Source organism: Phyllobacterium zundukense (assembly GCF_025452195.1).
In the GTDB taxonomy this organism is placed as follows: Bacteria; Pseudomonadota; Alphaproteobacteria; order Rhizobiales; family Rhizobiaceae; genus Phyllobacterium; species Phyllobacterium zundukense_A.
This window is the reverse complement of the sequence record NZ_CP104973.1, coordinates 3,773,827-3,790,731: the sequence shown is the minus strand read 5'-3', so window position 1 is coordinate 3,790,731 and position 16,905 is coordinate 3,773,827. Positions and strand designations below refer to the sequence as shown.

Sequence of the window (16,905 nt, the reverse complement as noted above, 5' to 3'; positions counted from 1 at the left end):
ATCCGGGTCCATTTCATCAGCTAGGAAAGGAGGGGTGGGCGAAAGTCTGCCCCTTACTCCAGCTCTCAATATAGCCGAGTTTCTGTTGATTTCCAAGCACGTCCTGGTTGACGGTTGAAACCGGCATTGCATTTATAACGCCCTATGTTACTGGTCTTGCGTTTATATCAGGTGCGATACACACCGAACCGGCAGGTCTTTATTCTCCGAGCACTGAGGATTAATGAAATTGGAAATCTTTCGGCAAAGCGTCTCGATGATGCCGCGTCGTTACAAGCAGATACTCCTTGTCATTTTTGACATGGTGACGCTGACTTTCGCTATTTGGCTCAGCTATTTGCTGAGATTTGGTGAATTTTTTATCCCGAACAGCGAGCAAGCCTTGTTGATGGTCGCTGCGCCGCTTATCGGTCTGCCGGTGTTCGTGCGTTTCGGGCTGTATCGGTCTGTCATCCGCTACCTTCCTGACAAGGCAATCTGGACGATGATCCAGGCCGTAACGATCTCCGTCATTCTCTGGGTCTGCCTCGCCTTCCTGACGCTGATGACCGGCGCCGAAGGCGTGCCTCGCGCCATACCGTTTCTCTATTGGGTGCTCAGCATCGGACTCATCTGCGGCAGCCGTTTTGCCGCAAAATGGCTTCTATGGAGCCCTCTACGTGAAAAGCTGCTGGCGCGGCAGTGTCTCATATTCGGGGCGGGCGATGCCGGCCGCCAATTGGCAAACGCCTTGAGGTCGCAGAACGAAGTCTTCGTCGCGGGTTTTGTCGATGATGACAAGGGCCTGCATGGCATGGATATTCTTGGCATCCGCGTTTACCCGACGTCGCAGCTCGAAACGCTGATCGACAATTTCGGCATCAACGAGTTGATCGTGACGACCTCCGCCCTGAGCGGTATCCAGCGCCGCCGTCTGATCGGCAGGTTGAAATCTCTGGATGTAAAGGTCCGAATTCTTCCGGCGATTTCGGATTTGACCGCAGGAAAATACCTGATCAGCCATTTGCGCGATATCGACATCGACGATCTGCTCGGCCGCTCGCCTGTACCGGCTGATCCGGCACTGCTCGACAAGACCGTGGAAGACCGCGCCATTCTTGTGACCGGAGCTGGCGGATCGATCGGGTCGGAGCTTTGCCGCACGATCGTCAAGCTGGCGCCGGCGAAGCTGGTAATTTTCGACGTCAATGAGCACAGTATCTATCAACTCCATCGCGAGCTTGCCGCGGTCAGCGATTGCCTGATCATCCCCGTGCTCGGTTCGATCGCCGATGCGCCGTTGATCCGAACCGTGCTTGCAGCGCACAAGATCGAGAACGTCTATCATTGTGCCGCCTACAAGCATGTGCCGCTGGTGGAGGAAAATGTTGTCGAGGGCGCGAGAAACAATGTCGTCGGCACCGAGGTGCTTGCCGCTTTGTCGCGCGAGGCAGGGGTCAGAAATTTCGTCCTCATTTCGTCCGACAAAGCCGTGCGGCCATCCAATGTCATGGGCGCTACCAAGCGCTGGGCCGAGCTTATCGTACGCTATCATGGCGATGAAGCGAGTAGGCAGGGCAGCGGGCAGGTATTCGCTTCGGTTCGCTTCGGCAACGTGATCGGTTCGAGCGGTTCGGTCGTGCCGCTGTTTCGCGAGCAAATTGCCCATGGCGGTCCGCTGACGGTCACCCATGACGACATGACCCGCTATTTCATGTCGGTGCGCGAAGCTGCGGAACTGATCATCCAGGCGGGCGCGCTTTCCGAGGGCGGGGATATTCTGCTGCTCGAAATGGGCGAGGCCGTGCGCATCCGCGATCTTGCGGAAAACATGATTCTTCTTGCTGGTCTTTCGATCAAGGACACCCTCCATCCCGAGGGTGATATCGAAATCGTCACCGTCGGCATACGCGATGGCGAGAAGCTGCATGAAGAGCTGTTCTACGATCCGACCGGCGTGTCGCCGACCAATCATTCCAAAATCCTGCGCGCCAAGCGCGGCGCCAATTCCGTGAACCATTTGCCCGAAGCGATTACGGAGTTGCGGCAACTGATCGAAAAGCAGGATGCGGATGCTGTGCGCAAGCTCCTGTTCGAGTACGCCAGATCCTGAAGCCTGAGCGAAAGTTCGCCATGGAGGGCTGCAAATGGAGTTTTTCTGCGCTCCGATGCTCACGTACCTAAATGTACGCTGCGCTTCGGTGCTCGAAAACCACCATTTTCGCCAGCCCCTGACGAAACTTTCGTTCAGGCTTCTAACGTGGTTTGGCTCGAAACCGGAGCAAAACGAACCCGACGCCCATCAGCGCCGCGAGAATACCCGCGGCACGGAATAGACCGTGTTGTGCCGCTGCAACAGCGCAGGCTCCAAGTACGACATTGAGCACGCCAACGCTGATGACAATGCCCCAGACCGACCAGCCGGAGCGCTTCGCCACCTGATAGGCGTGTTTGGAGTGAGCGGCGAATATGTTGTCGCCGGCCGCCAGACGCATGAACAGCGTTGATGTTGCATCGGCGATGAAAAACAGCGGCAGGACGAGCCCGGCCCAGATCGACAGATCATGACCAAGCCGAAAGAAGGCAAGCCCACTGAGCAAGCCGATGGGCAAGCTGCCGGAATCACCGAGAAATACACTCGCTTTCGGCCGGTTGAAGACGGCGAAGCCTAATAGCCCTCCTGCAATCGAAGCGGCAAGGCTACCGGTCCCGAGCATGGCAAGTCCGAAGATCGAAAACCCGGCAAGGAGAGCGAGAGGAATACCGAGGCCTGAGACGACCATCAGGTCGAGGCCGTCCATGAAGTTGGTCAGATTGATGAAATAGACGAGGGCGAGAACGAGAAGGCCACGTTCCACAAGGAAAGGCATGAGTTCCGGCAGCAGGCGAAAGTCTGCCCCGAGCCCATGGACTGCAATCGCCGAGGCTGCGACTTGCGATGCCAGCCGGATTGTCTCGGGCAGGTGATGGCGGTCATCGAGGAAGCCGACAACCCACAGCAGAGCTGCCGCAAGGCTCGTTGCGCTGAGAAACTGCCGGTCAAGGCCGGCTGCAGGACCAAAGATCCACAGCGTGGCGATGATTCCTGGAACGATGGCGAGGCCGCCCAATTGCCGTGCCGCTTGGGTGTGATTGGAGCGTTCGGTCACCGCCGCGCCGAGGAAACCTGCGGGAAGAGCCCGCATGATGATCGCCAGCAAGACGGCACTTGCGACGGCAGCGGCAAGAAAAGGAGCGATGATGGCGGCCAATGCTGATTCCCGTAATTAGACGACCTCGGAGCGGTCACTTAGCACTCTTGGAAATTCCTTGAGAAGTGCTATATTCCCGCTTGGATAGTAGGCAGGCCGAAACCCACCTCCCATTCCTAGGTTAGTGAAAATGAGAATCGGATTGTCAGTGACCAGCTGATCCGATTCTTTTTCACTTCCAGGGTGATGCTCAGCGGCAGATACCACATTCGCTTCACTCCAAGTTTTGACAATATTGGCCGTATGCCTCAGCCAGGGTGGCCCATCCCCCTGATTGCACCGGCTGGCACGGTGCTGCTGCTTCGCCATCAAAACGCAATAGTGCTCCAGCCTAGCGATATGCATTTCTGAACAGAACCCCGACTTAGGTCCAATGCCCTGTCCTGGCTTTGGTCATGGAAAAACGCGGAAACAATTGCGGGAAAGGTACAAACTCTCCGATCATTCACATTGCGCAAGCTGGAACCAGAGGTTATAAGGCCGCGCTGTCACGCGGATTATTCAAACCGACGCTGACATTTTGGGGCGTAGCCAAGTGGTAAGGCAGCGGTTTTTGGTACCGCCATTCGGAGGTTCGAACCCTCCCGCCCCAGCCAGTCATTTCATGACAAGACCTGTTTCTTTCCGGCTAATCATTGCTATAGATCATTGGCAAAAGACTATTGACCAAAGAGGAACCAGATATGGCACGTCGCATCGCGGTCGTTGGTAGCAACATGACCGATCTCGTCACATCGATCATCCGCATGCCTGCGCCGGGAGAAACTTTGGAAGCGCCGGCGTTTTCGATGGGATTTGGCGGCAAGGGCGCCAATCAGGCGGTCGCTGCTGCAAGACTTGGCGCCGATGTGATGATGGTCACCAAGGTTGGTGACGACGTTTTCGGTCAAAGCACCATCGACAACCTCAAGAGCAACGGTATCGATGTCTCGCATGTCGGGACCGTTACGGGCAAATCGAGCGGCGTTGCGCCGATCTTTGTCGATGAAAGCGGCGAGAACTCGATCTTTATCATCAAGGGCGCGAACAATGATCTGAAGCCGGCCGATATCGATGCTGCCGCAGAAGACCTGAAGCGCTGCGACCTCATCCTGATGCAATTGGAAGTGCCCCTCGAGACGGTGTATTACACGATTGCCTTTGCCGACCGGCATGGCATCGAAACGATCCTCAATCCCGCGCCAGCCGCGCCCGATCTCGATCCGAAACAGGTCACCAAGGCAACCTTCGTCGTTCCCAATGAAACCGAATTGGCGCTGCTGACCGGCATGCCGACCGGGACAGACGACGAGATTGAAACGGCAGCGCGTTCCTTGATCGACAAGGGTATCCGCACGGTCATCGTCACCCTCGGCTCCCGCGGTGCGCGCTTGATCACGGCAAGTTCCTCGACATTGATCGAGCCTCTCAAAGTCAAGCCGAAAGACACGACAGGCGCCGGCGATGCTTTCATCGGCAGCTTCGCTCGCTATTACGTGGAGGGCCGGGAGCTCGAGGCCTCGCTCAGGAAAGCGGCGCTCTATGCCGCTGACTCAATTACGCGAGAGGGCACACAGAAGTCCTATGCGACGGCCGAAGATTTCAATCAATTTCTGCAAAATCGCGCGAAATAATCAGACATATCGGGAGGAAACATGCTCAAGAATCTGGATCCATTGCTGAATGCGGATGTGCTTTATGCTCTGAGAGCCATGGGCCACGGCGACCGGTTGGTCATATGCGATACGAATTTTCCGGGGGATTCCATTGCGCGCCAGACACGGCTCGGCCGGTTGTTGCGCATTGATGCAGTGACCGCGCCGCGAGCCGCGCGTGCTATTCTCTCGGTCATGCCGCTCGACACTTTCATCGATGACGCCGCCGCGCGCATGGAAATCGTTGGCAGTCCCGACGAAATCCCTGATGTGCAGGTAGAAATGCAGGCGGAGATCGACGCCGCCGAGGGCAAGCACTGGCCGATGGTCTCTATCGGCCGGATGGATTTCTATGAACATGCCAAGAATGCCTATTGCGTCATCGCCACCGGCGAGCGGCGGTTCTATGGGTGCTTTATACTGACGAAGGGCGTGATCCCACCGGAAGACCTTCGATAATCCACCCTGACGGCCATACGATGAGGTTTCCTGTGCGTCCGGTTGATCCACCTAGGCGCAGGAAGCGCTTTCCTCTCCGTCATCCTCGGGCTTGACCCGAGGACCCATGGCAAGGAAGCATTGGTGTTGCAGATCACTCAGCGCATTCCAGCTAGGTACCTGATGAATGGGAGAGACATGCTCCGCTGGCGGCAGGTGGAACTCGTCGGGTCAATGGATCGGTCCCCGCTCCTTTGCCGTCGGTCCTCGGGTCAAGCCCCAGGATGACGGAGAGGGAGGCGCTCAAGCACGACGGCGAGGGAACTGTTCAAGGTGGCACGAACCCCGGATCAATTTTCCACGGATTGCATGTTTTAAAAAAGCTGGACTCTGGCGTTGTCCCGCTATGGAATCGCATTCTGATAAAATGTGGTTCACGGCAATAAATTGGCGTGGATTTCGTATCCCTTGTGAAACCATCCTTTCCTTAAATACCGCCGTTCCACTATGTTGCCGCGAGCAATGGCGATATTGATACGCCGCGTGATTCAGTTGATATTCGTTGCGCCTGATGCTGGCAGCGAGAGTGGATAGTAATTTTCATGACCAAGAACCTGACGCATCTCCAGCGTCTTGAAGCCGAAGCAATCCATATTTTTCGTGAGGTCGCGGCGACGTTCTCCAATCCCGTGATGCTTTATTCGATCGGCAAGGATTCGTCCGTCATGCTGCATCTGGCGATGAAAGCCTTCTATCCGGCCAAGCCGCCATTTCCATTCCTCCACGTCGATAGCACGTGGAAATTCAAGGAGATGATCGCATTTCGTGATTCAGAAGCTCAGCGACTTGGCTTCGATCTTCTCGTTCACAGCAATCAGGAAGGCATCGAGCAGGGCATTGGTCCCTTCACGCATGGCTCCAACACGCATACCCACATCATGAAAACCGTCGCACTACGACAGGCACTCGACAAATACGGGTTCGATGCGGCCTTTGGTGGTGCCCGCCGTGACGAGGAAAAGTCCCGTGCCAAGGAGCGGATTTTCTCGTTCCGCAACGCGCAGCATTCCTGGGACCCGAAGAACCAGCGGCCGGAAATGTGGAAGATCTACAATACCCGCGTCGCCAAGGGTGAATCCATCCGCGTGTTTCCGATCTCCAACTGGACCGAACTCGATATCTGGCAGTATATCATGCAGGAGGAAATTCCGATCGTTCCGCTGTACTTTGCCGCGAGGCGTCCGGTCGTCGAGCGTGACGGCATGCTGATCATGCGCGATGATGAACGGATGCAACTACTTCCCGGCGAAGTGCTGCAGCAGAAAATGGTGCGGTTCCGCACGCTTGGCTGCTATCCTTTGACGGGGGCTGTTGAGTCCGATGCGGCAACGCTGCCGGAAATCGTCAGCGAAATGCTCGTCTCGCGCACCTCCGAGCGGCAGGGACGTATGATTGACAAGGACGAGGCGGGCTCGATGGAGAAGAAGAAGCGCGAGGGCTATTTCTGATGACCAAGCTCGCTCAGATAGAAGTTTCGCCTGCAGCTTCAGCCGCCGAGGAAATCAACGCCTATATGGCCGAACAGGAGAAGAAATCGCTGCTGCGGTTCCTCACTTGCGGCTCCGTCGATGACGGTAAATCCACGCTCATCGGACGTCTGCTTTACGACACCAAGCTCATCTTCGAGGACCAGCTGGCAGCGCTGACCAAAGATAGCCGCAAGCACGGCACCAACGGCGAAGATATCGACTTCGCTCTCTTGGTCGACGGGCTGGAAGCCGAGCGCGAGCAGGGCATCACCATCGACGTCGCCTATCGCTTCTTCTCGACGCCGAAGCGCAAGTTCATCGTCGCCGATACGCCTGGCCATGAACAATATACGCGCAACATGGCGACCGGCGCTTCGACTGCGGACCTTGCAATCGTGCTGGTCGATGCGCGGCAGGGCATCCTTCGCCAGACGCGGCGTCACAGTTTCATCGCGTCTCTGCTTGGCATTCGCAACATTATTCTTGCTGTCAACAAGATCGATCTCGTGGACTATTCGCAGGATATTTTCGACAAGATTGTTGCGGATTATCAGGAGTTTGCGAGCAAACTCGGATTCAATACAATACAGGCCATCCCGCTTTCGGCGCGCTTTGGCGACAATGTCATCGGCCCATCGGCCAACCTGCCCTGGTACAAGGGACCGGCGCTCTTGCAGCATCTGGAAAACGTGCCGTTGGAAAGCGCGGACGAAGCACGCCCGTTCCGCTTTCCGGTTCAGTTCGTCAACCGGCCCAACCTCGACTTCCGTGGTTTTTCCGGCACCATTGCCTCGGGCAGCGTTGCGCCAGGCGACGAAGTCGTCGTGGCCAAATCCGGCAAGTCTTCGCGGGTCAAGCGGATCGTCACTTGGGACGGCGACCTCAAGTCTGCCGGCGAGGGCGAAGCGGTCACGATCGTTCTCGATGACGAGATCGAGGTTTCGCGCGGCAATATGCTGGTCGCGCCTGACGCGCGGCCCGACGTCGCGGACCAGTTCGCCGCCAACGTCGTGTGGTTCGCGGAACATGCGCTGATCCCGGGGCGATCCTATATCCTGCGGACGGAAACCGATCAGGTCACTGCGACGATCACCGATCTCAAATATCGAATCGATATCAACAGTTTCGCGCAGGAAGCGGCCAAATCGCTTGATCTGAATGAAGTTGGCGTCGTCAATATCTCGACGCAGGAGCCAATCGCCTTCGATGCCTACAAGTCGAACCGCTCAACAGGGTCGTTCATCCTGATCGACCGCCTGACCAATGCGACCGTCGGCGCGGGCATGATCGACTTTGCGCTACGCCGTGCTTCCAATGTGCATTGGCAGGCGCTCGACGTCGACAAGGCATCGCGCGCTGCGCAGAAGGACCAGAAACCCGCAGTCGTGTGGTTCACCGGTCTATCGGGCTCCGGCAAATCGACGATTGCCAATCTGGTCGAGAAGCGCCTGTCGTCACTCGGCAAGCACACCTATATTCTCGACGGCGACAATGTCCGTCATGGTCTCAATCGCGATCTTGGCTTTACCGAAGAAGACCGCGTCGAGAACATCCGCCGTGTCGGCGAGGTGGCCAAGCTGATGGCTGACGCCGGATTGATTGTGCTGGTATCTTTCATTTCGCCGTTCGCTTCCGAGCGCCGCATGGTGCGCGAACTGCTGGATAATGGTGAATTTCTCGAGGTCTTTGTCGATACGCCCTTCGAGGAGTGTGCGAAGCGCGATCCGAAGGGATTGTATGCCAAGGCACTGCGCGGCGAGATCAAGAATTTCACTGGCGTGGACTCGCCCTATGAAGCGCCGGAGAATCCGGAACTGCATTTGAAGACAGTTGGCCGGACGACGGAAGAACTGGCATCAGAGGTTGAAAAGCTTCTCGTCGACCATGGTATCATTTTTAACTACGATCAGAGTTCGTGGTCGATTTAAGCTCTGGCTATCTCGCCCCTTGCGGGAGAGAAAGGATTTTCCTGGATTTAGCCTCTTTGCTAAATCCTTGGAAAATCCAAGTGAGGGGGTAGGTCGTGAGGCAAATCCCCTCTCTTGCGATTTCTAGCACTTGAGCGAAGGGCTCAAGGTGCTGAAATCACTTTCTCCCCCACAAGGGGGGAGATAAACAGCGCTATAACTGGAAATCCCCTGATAATGCTTTCGCAATTCAACCACTCCGATCTCCTCACGACCTTCGAATCCACAGCGATTGCTGCCGGACGCGAGATTCTGCGCATCTACATAGAAGGCTGCGAAGTTGCGTTGAAAGACGACAAGTCGCCGGTAACGGCGGCAGACCGCGCGGCGGAAGCGATCATCCTGGAGGCGCTGCGCCAGGCAACGCCCGATATTCCGATTGTGGCGGAGGAAGAAATCTCCGGCGGGCATGTGCCCGGTCATCTCGGCGACCGTTTTTATCTGGTTGATCCGCTTGATGGCACACGCGAGTTCGTCAATCGCAACGGTGATTTCACCGTGAACATCGCCCTGATCGAAAACGGCGCTCCGGTGCTGGGCATCGTCTATGCTCCGGTACGCGGGTGGCTATTTACCGGCGGCCCGAACGGTGCGCAGGAAGTGACCGTCGATTCCACGGGAAGCGTGACCACGCGCAACAGCATCTCGTGCCGGACTCCGCCTGCGGAAATGATTGCCGTCGCCAGCCGCTCGCATCGTACGCCGGAAACCGACGAATACCTGAAGGATTTCGCTATCGCCGATTGCGTCTCGGTTGGCTCATCGATCAAGTTCGGGCTGTTGGCACGCGGCGAAGCGGACATCTATCCGCGGCTCAGCCGGACGATGGAATGGGACACGGCGGCAGGTGACGCGGTTCTACGCGCCGCGGGCGGCATCACGCTGACCCTTGACGGCAAGCCGCTGACCTATGGCCGCCGCAACCAGGCCAATGATGCGGACTTCGCCAATCCCAGCTTCGTGGCACGCGGAAGGCTTTAGCCCGACCGCTTGCGTAACAGCAGCGTCACCACGAAAAACGCCCCGACGGAACTCGTCACGATGCCGATCGGCAGTTCCTGCGGCGCGAGCAGAAGGCGTGCGGCAAGGTCGCTGAGGAGAATCAGCATTGCACCGAGCAGTGCGCAGGTGAGGATCAGGCCCGCATGAAGCTGTCCGGCAAAACGCCGGGCGATATGTGGAATCATCAGGCCGACAAAACCGATGACGCCTGCGACGGAAACGAAGATCGCTGTTGAAAATGCGCAGACGATGAAGACTGTGTTGCGTGTGCGGTTGACCCGGACGCCCAAGCTTTCCGCCGTATTCTCGCCGGCGAGAAACGCATCGAGGTTGCGGTGGTTATAGAGCGCGTGGATGAGGATTGCGGCGAGACCTAGCAACGCCAGCGGCAGGTTTTCCCAGCGGGCGAGGCCGAGCCCTCCAAGCGTCCAGAACAGGACGGAATGGGCGGCGCGCTGATCACCGGAAAAGACCATGTAATTGGTGAGCGCGGCAAACAGAAACGAGACGGCAAGGCCCGCAAGGATCATGCGTTCCGGTCCCTGACCCTGTACGCGGCGCACCAGCAGCAGCACGATGATCGCAGCGAGCATACCGCCGCTGAAGGCAGCGATCGGCAGTGTCCAGATACCGAAACGGTCGCCGAAAATGCTGATTACCGAAACCGCACCGGCTGCGGCACCGGATGATAGCCCGAACAGGAATGGATCGGCGAGATCGTTGCGCGTTACCGTCTGCAACATCGCGCCGACAATGCCGAGCCCGGCGCCGACGCAGATGGCCAGTATGACGCGTGGCAAGCGCAGATCAACGACAATGCGTTCGATTGGTATCGTTGTCTTCAGATCGCTGAGACCAGCCGCATGGGTGAAGGCATTCAGCACATCACCCAAGGGTATGACAGTCGAGCCATAGGCGATGGATAGCAGGGCGAGGGCAATGACCAGCATCACCCCCGCCACGAACGCAATGCGTTGTCGGGCTAACACTCAAAAAGCTTCCGGATGCATGGCTTTGGCGATCTTGCCGATCGCCTCGATATTGGCCGGACCGGGCGTGAGTTCCGCATATCGCAGGGCCACGAACCGCTCGTTTTTCACCGCATCGGTTTCTTTCATGGCCGGATGCGCTTTGAGAAAGTCGAGCAGCTTTTGATAGCCTGCACCATCCTGATAATCGAGCAGGATGAGGAATTGCGGGTTGCGTGCCGCGACGGTTTCCCATGATGTCGTGCCCCAACTCGTCTCCATGTCGGACATGATGTTGGTACCGCCGGCCTCGCTGATGAGTGCCGTCGGCATTGCGAACTTGCCTGCGGTGAAGGGCTTGTCCTCGCCGGAATCATAAAGAAAAACACGGGTTTCGCCGCTGCTGTTGATTCTCTTTTTGATCTCCGCGAGCTGTGTCTTCCAGCCGGAAACCAGTGCCTCGGACTGCTGTTCCTTGCCGAAAATCTTGCCGAGTTTCGTTATGTCGCCATAGAGCAGATCCATCGAGGCGGCGGGGCGATTCTTGTCAAGGTGCACGCAGCTCTCGGTCAAGACGAGAGTCTTGATACCGTAGGGCGCAAGCGTATCCGGCGTCACGTCACCGCCGGGTTTCATCCCATAGTACCAGCCGGCAAAGAAGAAATCGGGGTTGGCGGCGACGAGGTTTTCTACGGTCGGTTCCTTGGAGGCGAGTTCCGGGATTTGACCAAGCTGCTTCTTGAAGGTGTCATCCACCTTGTACCAGCCAGTGACGCCGGTCACACCGACCATCGACGATTGCAGGTCGAGTGCGAAGGCCATCTCGCTCATATTGAGATCCTGGATCACGGCTCGTTTTGGCGCGGCATCGAAAGTCAGCGGCTTGCCGCAATTGTCTACAGTTACGGGGAATGCGAACGTGGGCGTCGACAGTACGGTCAGTGCGAAGGCAAGAGTTGTCTTTTTCATCAAATGCTCCGTGCGTGGGGATGGACTGTTGGCTTTAGCGTCTCGAACACCATGAGGTCGCGGTTCTGCGATGGATGGCGCAAGCGAAGCACGTCGAGGTCGAATACATCACCGATAATCCGCGGCGTCAGCGTTTCATCGGGGGTGCCGGTGGCCATTACCCGGCCGTTGTGCATGACTGCGACATGCGTGGCAAAGGGCGCGACCAACGGCAGGTCGTGCAGGACTGCGATCGTTGTAACGTCCAGTCCGGCGACCAGTGACAGCAACTCGCTGCGCGCCCTGGGGTCGAGATGGTTGGTTGGTTCATCAAGAAATAACACAGCCGGTTGTTGGGCAATGGCCCGCGCCAACTGTACGCGCTGACGCTCGCCGCCCGACAGCGATCCGATGGCGCGTCGCGAGAAATGCGCAATCTTCGCGCGATGCAATGCTTCGGCGACGATCTCGCGTTCCCGTACCTTGGTAAAGGCGCCAATATGTGGAATACGGCCGAGAAAGACATAGTCTTCGACGGAAAGCTGGAGCTCCGGGGTGTCGGTCTGGCCGACAAAGGCAAACTGCCGGGCACGCTCAAGCGGCGTCAAATGGCCAACGCTTTTGTCATTGAGTGTGATATCGCCGGAAGCCGGTTGGAGAAGACCTGCGAGCATGCGCAACAGGGTCGACTTGCCGGCACCGTTCGGTCCGATGATCGCCAGGCGTGCGCCGCATTCGATCGTCAAGGATGCCTTGTCGACCAGGGTTTCGCCGGCGATGCGATAAGTCACAATGTCGGCGTTGAGCACGATATGGCTCATAAGCGGAGTTCTCCGGATGTTGAAACGCGGCAAAAGTCGCAGCGCGCAGCATCTCCATTACGTAACGTTATAACGTATGTAAAGAGTTGCGATATGTTGAGCGCAAAAAATGGCCTGACGCGAGAGGGAGTCTTTGGGGTGTTCATTCCCGTCCATCTGTTAGGGGACAGGATCAGGGAACGGACAATGTAGCACCGCCATCAGGGCACAGACCCGCGAAGGGGACCGTTGCGGCGGGAAACATCGCATCGCTCCCGGCACACCCCGTCCGGTTCGAATTTCAGTACTGATGGCAGGTCTCCTGGCTCGCGGGTCTCAGCTTCGCCTTGCCTTCCCGATCTTGCGATCAGTGGCGTAGTCAGGCGTTGCTCACCGCTTACAGTTGCGGGGGCAGCCACGGTCTCGGTCCCTTTTGGGTACGCCTCACCGTGTTCCCTTTTCATCTCCAGCGTTGTCTTGCCGGAGAAACCATCGGTGACGATCATTAGTGGAAAAAGCACCCAAAGCAATCCTTTAATAGACCACAGACCAATCAAGTGCGGATACCGCTTGGAAAAATGGAGAGAAATGCTATGTTCCGCTAGGGAGTGGAGGGCAGGCTTTCGCCCGCCTTCCGTTTTCCTGGTTGTTAAAAAACGGATCCGGAGAGTCAGTGTCCAGCTGCTCCGGGTCTTTTTCAATTCCAGGGTGATGCGCAGTGGCAGAAACCACATAGCGTCACCTCCTGTCTTGCGAGCAAGGCCCTTGCCCTAGGTCGGAGAGGCCAATCTTCCCCGATACACCGGCTGGCTCGGTGTTTTTCTGCTTCACTCACAAAACGCGACGAAGGTGACTGTGATCGGCCCTGGCGGCAACGAATGCAGGGTTGCATTCGTCAGGTGATGGCGGCGTTCCAAGTTGTATTGCCAAGCCCGTTTATGCGGCAACGGTCCGATGTGCTAAAATAATTGGCAGGGACATTTAACAAACGTGTGGAGTAGGCTACGGTCTTCGGGGACAAGCATTTCAGAAAAAAATTTGAGGCGACATGGCAATTCACGCAGCAGTCTATCATCTGACCCACTACAAATATGACCGCCCGATCATGCTCGGGCCGCAAGTGATCCGCCTGCAACCTGCGCCTCATTCCCGGACGAAAGTTCTGAGCCATTCGCTGAAGGTCAGCCCGGCCAATCATTTCGTCAATCTGCAGCAGGACCCCTATGGTAATTTCCTGGCACGCTTCGTTTTCCCGGAGCCGGTGACGGAACTCAAGATCGAAGTCGACCTCATCGCCGACATGACAGTCTACAATCCATTCGACTTTTTTGTCGAACCCGTCGCCGAGACCTGGCCCTTCGCTTATCCCGACGACATAAAGGACGATTTGTCGATCTATCTGAAGCCCGACCCGATCGGACCGCTGCTCTCGAATTTTCTCGCGACTGTCGATCGCACTCCGACAAACACGGTGAATTTCGTCGTGGACCTCAATGCGCGTATCCAGCGCGAAATTGGCTACGTTATCCGTATGGAAACCGGTGTGCAGGAGCCGGAAGTGACGCTGGACGTTCGCATCGGTTCCTGCCGTGATTCGAGCTGGCTTCTGGTGCAGGCGTTACGCCATCTTGGTCTGGCGGCGCGGTTTGTTTCCGGTTACCTGATCCAATTGAAGCCCGATCTTGTTTCGCTGGATGGGCCCGCCGGCACGAGCGAGGATTTCACCGATCTCCATGCCTGGTGCGAGGTCTATCTGCCGGGCGCAGGCTGGATCGGCCTTGATCCGACATCCGGTCTGTTGACGGGCGAAAGCCACGTGCCGCTCGCTGCCACACCGCACTACCGCAATGCGGCGCCGATCTCCGGCATGGCGGAACCGGCGAATGTCGAATTCGGCTTCGATATGCGTGTCACACGCGTCTCCGAACACCCGCGCATCACCAAGCCATTCTCCGACGAATCCTGGACAGCGCTGGACGCACTCGGTGAAAAGGTCGACGCGTTCCTCAAAGAGCGCGACGTGCGCCTGACCATGGGCGGCGAGCCGACATTCGTATCGATCGACGATTTCGAATCCGGCGAGTGGAATACCGATGCTGTCGGCCCGACCAAACGCGAAAAGGCCGACAAGCTCATCCGCCGCCTGCGCGAGCGTTTTGCTCCGGGCGGGTTCCTGCATTACGGGCAGGGAAAGTGGTATCCCGGCGAAAGCCTTCCACGCTGGACGTTCTCCCTCTACTGGCGCAAGGACGGCAAGCCGATCTGGGTTAATCCGGATTTGATTGCGGCCGAGAACAGCGTGGCAAAGATCAAACCGGACGATGCGGGCAAGCTTCTGACCGGCATGGCCGAGGCGCTCGGCGTCGAGAACGAGATGGTCACGCCTGCCTATGAGGATCCGGCCGAATGGATCGTCAAGGAAGGCAATCTGCCTGCCAATGTCGATCCTTCGAATTCGAAGCTCAAGGACCCCGAAGAGCGCAGTCGCATGGCCCGCGTCTTCGAGCGCGGTTTGACGGAACCGACAGGCTTTGTGCTTCCCGTGCAGCGCTGGAACAGCCAGGCCGCTGCTGGCCCGCGCTGGCGTAGTGAGAAGTGGACAACGCGCCGTGGCAAGCTTTTTCTGGTGCCAGGAGATTCGCCTGTTGGCTATCGCCTGCCGCTCGGTTCGTTGCCGCATGTTCCCCCATCTGAATATCCGTTTATCGTGCCCGTAGACCCATCCGTCGAGCGCGGCCCTCTGCCGGATTCGGTTGCTCAGCCTGGAGCCGTTCCCCGAGATGCGCCGCAGACCGTGGCCTCGTTCACTGCGGCCGAGGGCACCCAACAGGAGCGTGTCGAACAGGAACTCGGTGAAATCGGCGGCGCCGTTCGCACGGCCATTTCGGTTGAACCGCGCAATGGCCGATTGAGCGTTTTCATGCCGCCGGTTGAGGCGCTGGAAGACTATCTCGAACTTGTTGGCGCGGCGGAAGCTGCGGCGGCAAGGTTGGGGGTGCCGGTCCACATCGAAGGTTACGGGCCGCCGCAGGATCCTCGCATCAATGTCATTCGCGTTGCGCCCGATCCCGGTGTGATCGAGGTGAATATTCATCCGGCGTCGAACTGGCCCGAATGCGTCGACATAACGACCGCGATTTATGAAGAGGCGCGGCAGACGCGGCTTGGCGCCGACAAATTCATGATCGACGGTCGCCATACCGGTACCGGCGGCGGCAATCACGTCGTGGTCGGCGGCGAAACGCCGAACAACAGTCCCTTCCTGCGCCGGCCTGATCTGTTGAAGAGCCTGGTCTTGCACTGGCAGCGTCATCCTTCACTGTCCTATCTGTTCTCGGGGATGTTCATCGGGCCGACCAGCCAGGCGCCGCGATTCGATGAAGCGCGCCATGACAGTCTTTACGAACTCGAGATTGCCATGGCGCAGGTACCGTTACCCGGCAAGGGGACGCCGCCGCTGCCTTGGCTCGTCGACCGCCTGTTCCGCAATCTGCTGGTCGATGTGACGGGTAATACACATCGCTCGGAAATATGCATAGACAAGCTGTTTTCTCCGGATGGTCCGACCGGAAGGCTGGGTTTGGTCGAGTTTCGCGGATTTGAGATGCCGCCCAATGCCCGTATGAGCCTCGCGCAGCAATTGCTGGTGCGAGCATTGATCGCGCGGTTCTTGGAACACGCCGATCGAGGGGAGTTTTGTGCGCTGGGGCACCACGCTGCATGACCGTTTCATGCTGCCGGCCTTCGTCTGGCAGGACTTTCTGGATGTTTTGGCCGATCTGCGGCAGAACGGCTTTGATTTCCGCCCGGAATGGTTCGAGGCGCAACTCGAGTTCCGCTTTCCGTTCTGCGGCGAAATCGAGAATGAGGGCGTCAAGCTTGAACTGCGCCAGGCGCTGGAACCGTGGCATGTGATGGGGGAGCAGGGTGCGATTGGCGGTACGGTGCGTTTCGTCGATAGCTCGGTCGAGCGGCTTCAAGTCAAAGTCGAAGGCTTCAATCCTGCCCGCCACAGCGTCGCCTGCAATGGGCGCGAAGTGCCGCTGAAAATGACCGACGTGCAAGGCACGGCCGTCGCCGGTGTCCGCTATAAGGCGTGGCAGCCGCGATCCGGTCTCCACCCGATGATCCCGGTCAATACGCCGCTGGTGTTCGACCTCTACGATCAATGGTCGGGACGTGCCATCGGCGGTTGCGTCTATCATGTCGCACATCCGGGCGGGCGCAGCTATGATACGTTTCCGGTGAATTCAAACGAGGCGGAAGCACGCAGGCTTACCCGGTTTGAGCCGCGCGGGCACACGGCCGGAGCATATGAGCTCAGAAGGGAACAGCCCGCAGCGGAGTTTCCAATGACGCTTGATCTGCGAAGGCCGAGGCAAAATTGAG

The 16,905-nt window shown here is 57.8% G+C and carries 10 protein-coding genes, 1 tRNA gene, 1 pseudogene and 1 riboswitch; of the genes and pseudogenes, 8 read left to right on the top strand and 4 right to left on the bottom strand.

The features are described from left to right. Positions 1-223 precede the first annotated feature (223 nt). On the top strand, positions 224-2,092 hold the full coding sequence (locus N8E88_RS31025; RefSeq protein ID WP_262293878.1) for a polysaccharide biosynthesis protein: 1,869 nt from the start codon (positions 224-226) through the stop codon (positions 2,090-2,092). Between the two features lie 142 nt (positions 2,093-2,234). On the opposite strand, the gene N8E88_RS31020 is transcribed toward N8E88_RS31025, so the two are convergent. Further along, positions 2,235-3,230, bottom strand: coding sequence for an MraY family glycosyltransferase (locus N8E88_RS31020; protein WP_262293877.1), 996 nt, complete (start codon positions 3,228-3,230; stop codon positions 2,235-2,237). A gap of 521 nt (positions 3,231-3,751) precedes the next feature. On the opposite strand from N8E88_RS31020, the gene N8E88_RS31015 reads away from it, so the two are divergent. The 6 genes from N8E88_RS31015 (at position 3,752) to cysQ (ending at position 9,779) form a co-directional block, all read left to right on the top strand. Next, positions 3,752-3,826, top strand: a tRNA-Gln gene (locus tag N8E88_RS31015). A gap of 87 nt (positions 3,827-3,913) precedes the next feature. Then, complete coding sequence (gene rbsK, locus N8E88_RS31010) at positions 3,914-4,843, top strand: ribokinase (protein ID WP_262293876.1); 930 nt, start codon at positions 3,914-3,916, stop codon at positions 4,841-4,843. A gap of 21 nt (positions 4,844-4,864) precedes the next feature. Then, positions 4,865-5,323: an RbsD/FucU family protein gene (locus N8E88_RS31005; RefSeq protein WP_262293875.1), complete on the top strand. Its 459-nt coding sequence runs from the start codon at positions 4,865-4,867 to the stop codon at positions 5,321-5,323. A 581-nt stretch (positions 5,324-5,904) separates the two neighbouring features. After that, positions 5,905-6,810, top strand: a complete 906-nt coding sequence (gene cysD / locus N8E88_RS31000) for a sulfate adenylyltransferase subunit CysD (RefSeq protein WP_262293874.1) — start codon at positions 5,905-5,907, stop codon at positions 6,808-6,810. Beyond that, a complete protein-coding gene (cysN, locus tag N8E88_RS30995; protein WP_262293873.1) occupies positions 6,810-8,759 on the top strand; it encodes a bifunctional sulfate adenylyltransferase/adenylyl-sulfate kinase NodQ in 1,950 nt (649 codons plus the stop codon). Before cysD ends, cysN begins: the two co-directional genes overlap by 1 nt. A gap of 216 nt (positions 8,760-8,975) precedes the next feature. Continuing rightward, positions 8,976-9,779 (top strand): 3'(2'),5'-bisphosphate nucleotidase CysQ, encoded by an 804-nt coding sequence (cysQ, locus tag N8E88_RS30990; RefSeq protein WP_262293872.1) that lies wholly within the window; start codon positions 8,976-8,978, stop codon positions 9,777-9,779. Here cysQ and N8E88_RS30985 read toward each other — a convergent pair. The 3 genes from N8E88_RS30985 to N8E88_RS30975 are packed head-to-tail and all read right to left on the bottom strand — an operon-like array spanning position 9,776 to position 12,537. Beyond that, positions 9,776-10,750, bottom strand: a complete 975-nt coding sequence (locus N8E88_RS30985) for a FecCD family ABC transporter permease (protein WP_262295700.1) — start codon at positions 10,748-10,750, stop codon at positions 9,776-9,778. The two genes, cysQ and N8E88_RS30985, sit on opposite strands and share 4 nt — an antisense overlap. A 39-nt stretch (positions 10,751-10,789) precedes the next feature. Further along, on the bottom strand, positions 10,790-11,737 hold the full coding sequence (locus N8E88_RS30980) for an ABC transporter substrate-binding protein (protein WP_262293871.1): 948 nt from the start codon (positions 11,735-11,737) through the stop codon (positions 10,790-10,792). After that, a complete protein-coding gene (locus N8E88_RS30975) occupies positions 11,737-12,537 on the bottom strand; it encodes an ABC transporter ATP-binding protein (RefSeq protein WP_262293870.1) in 801 nt (266 codons plus the stop codon). The genes N8E88_RS30980 and N8E88_RS30975 overlap by 1 nt, the downstream gene beginning before the upstream one ends. A 273-nt stretch (positions 12,538-12,810) precedes the next feature. Further along, a riboswitch (cobalamin riboswitch) is annotated at positions 12,811-13,025 on the bottom strand. A gap of 539 nt (positions 13,026-13,564) precedes the next feature. On the opposite strand from N8E88_RS30975, the pseudogene N8E88_RS30970 reads away from it, so the two are divergent. Beyond that, positions 13,565-16,904: pseudogene (locus tag N8E88_RS30970) on the top strand (DUF2126 domain-containing protein). Position 16,905 lies beyond the last annotated feature (1 nt).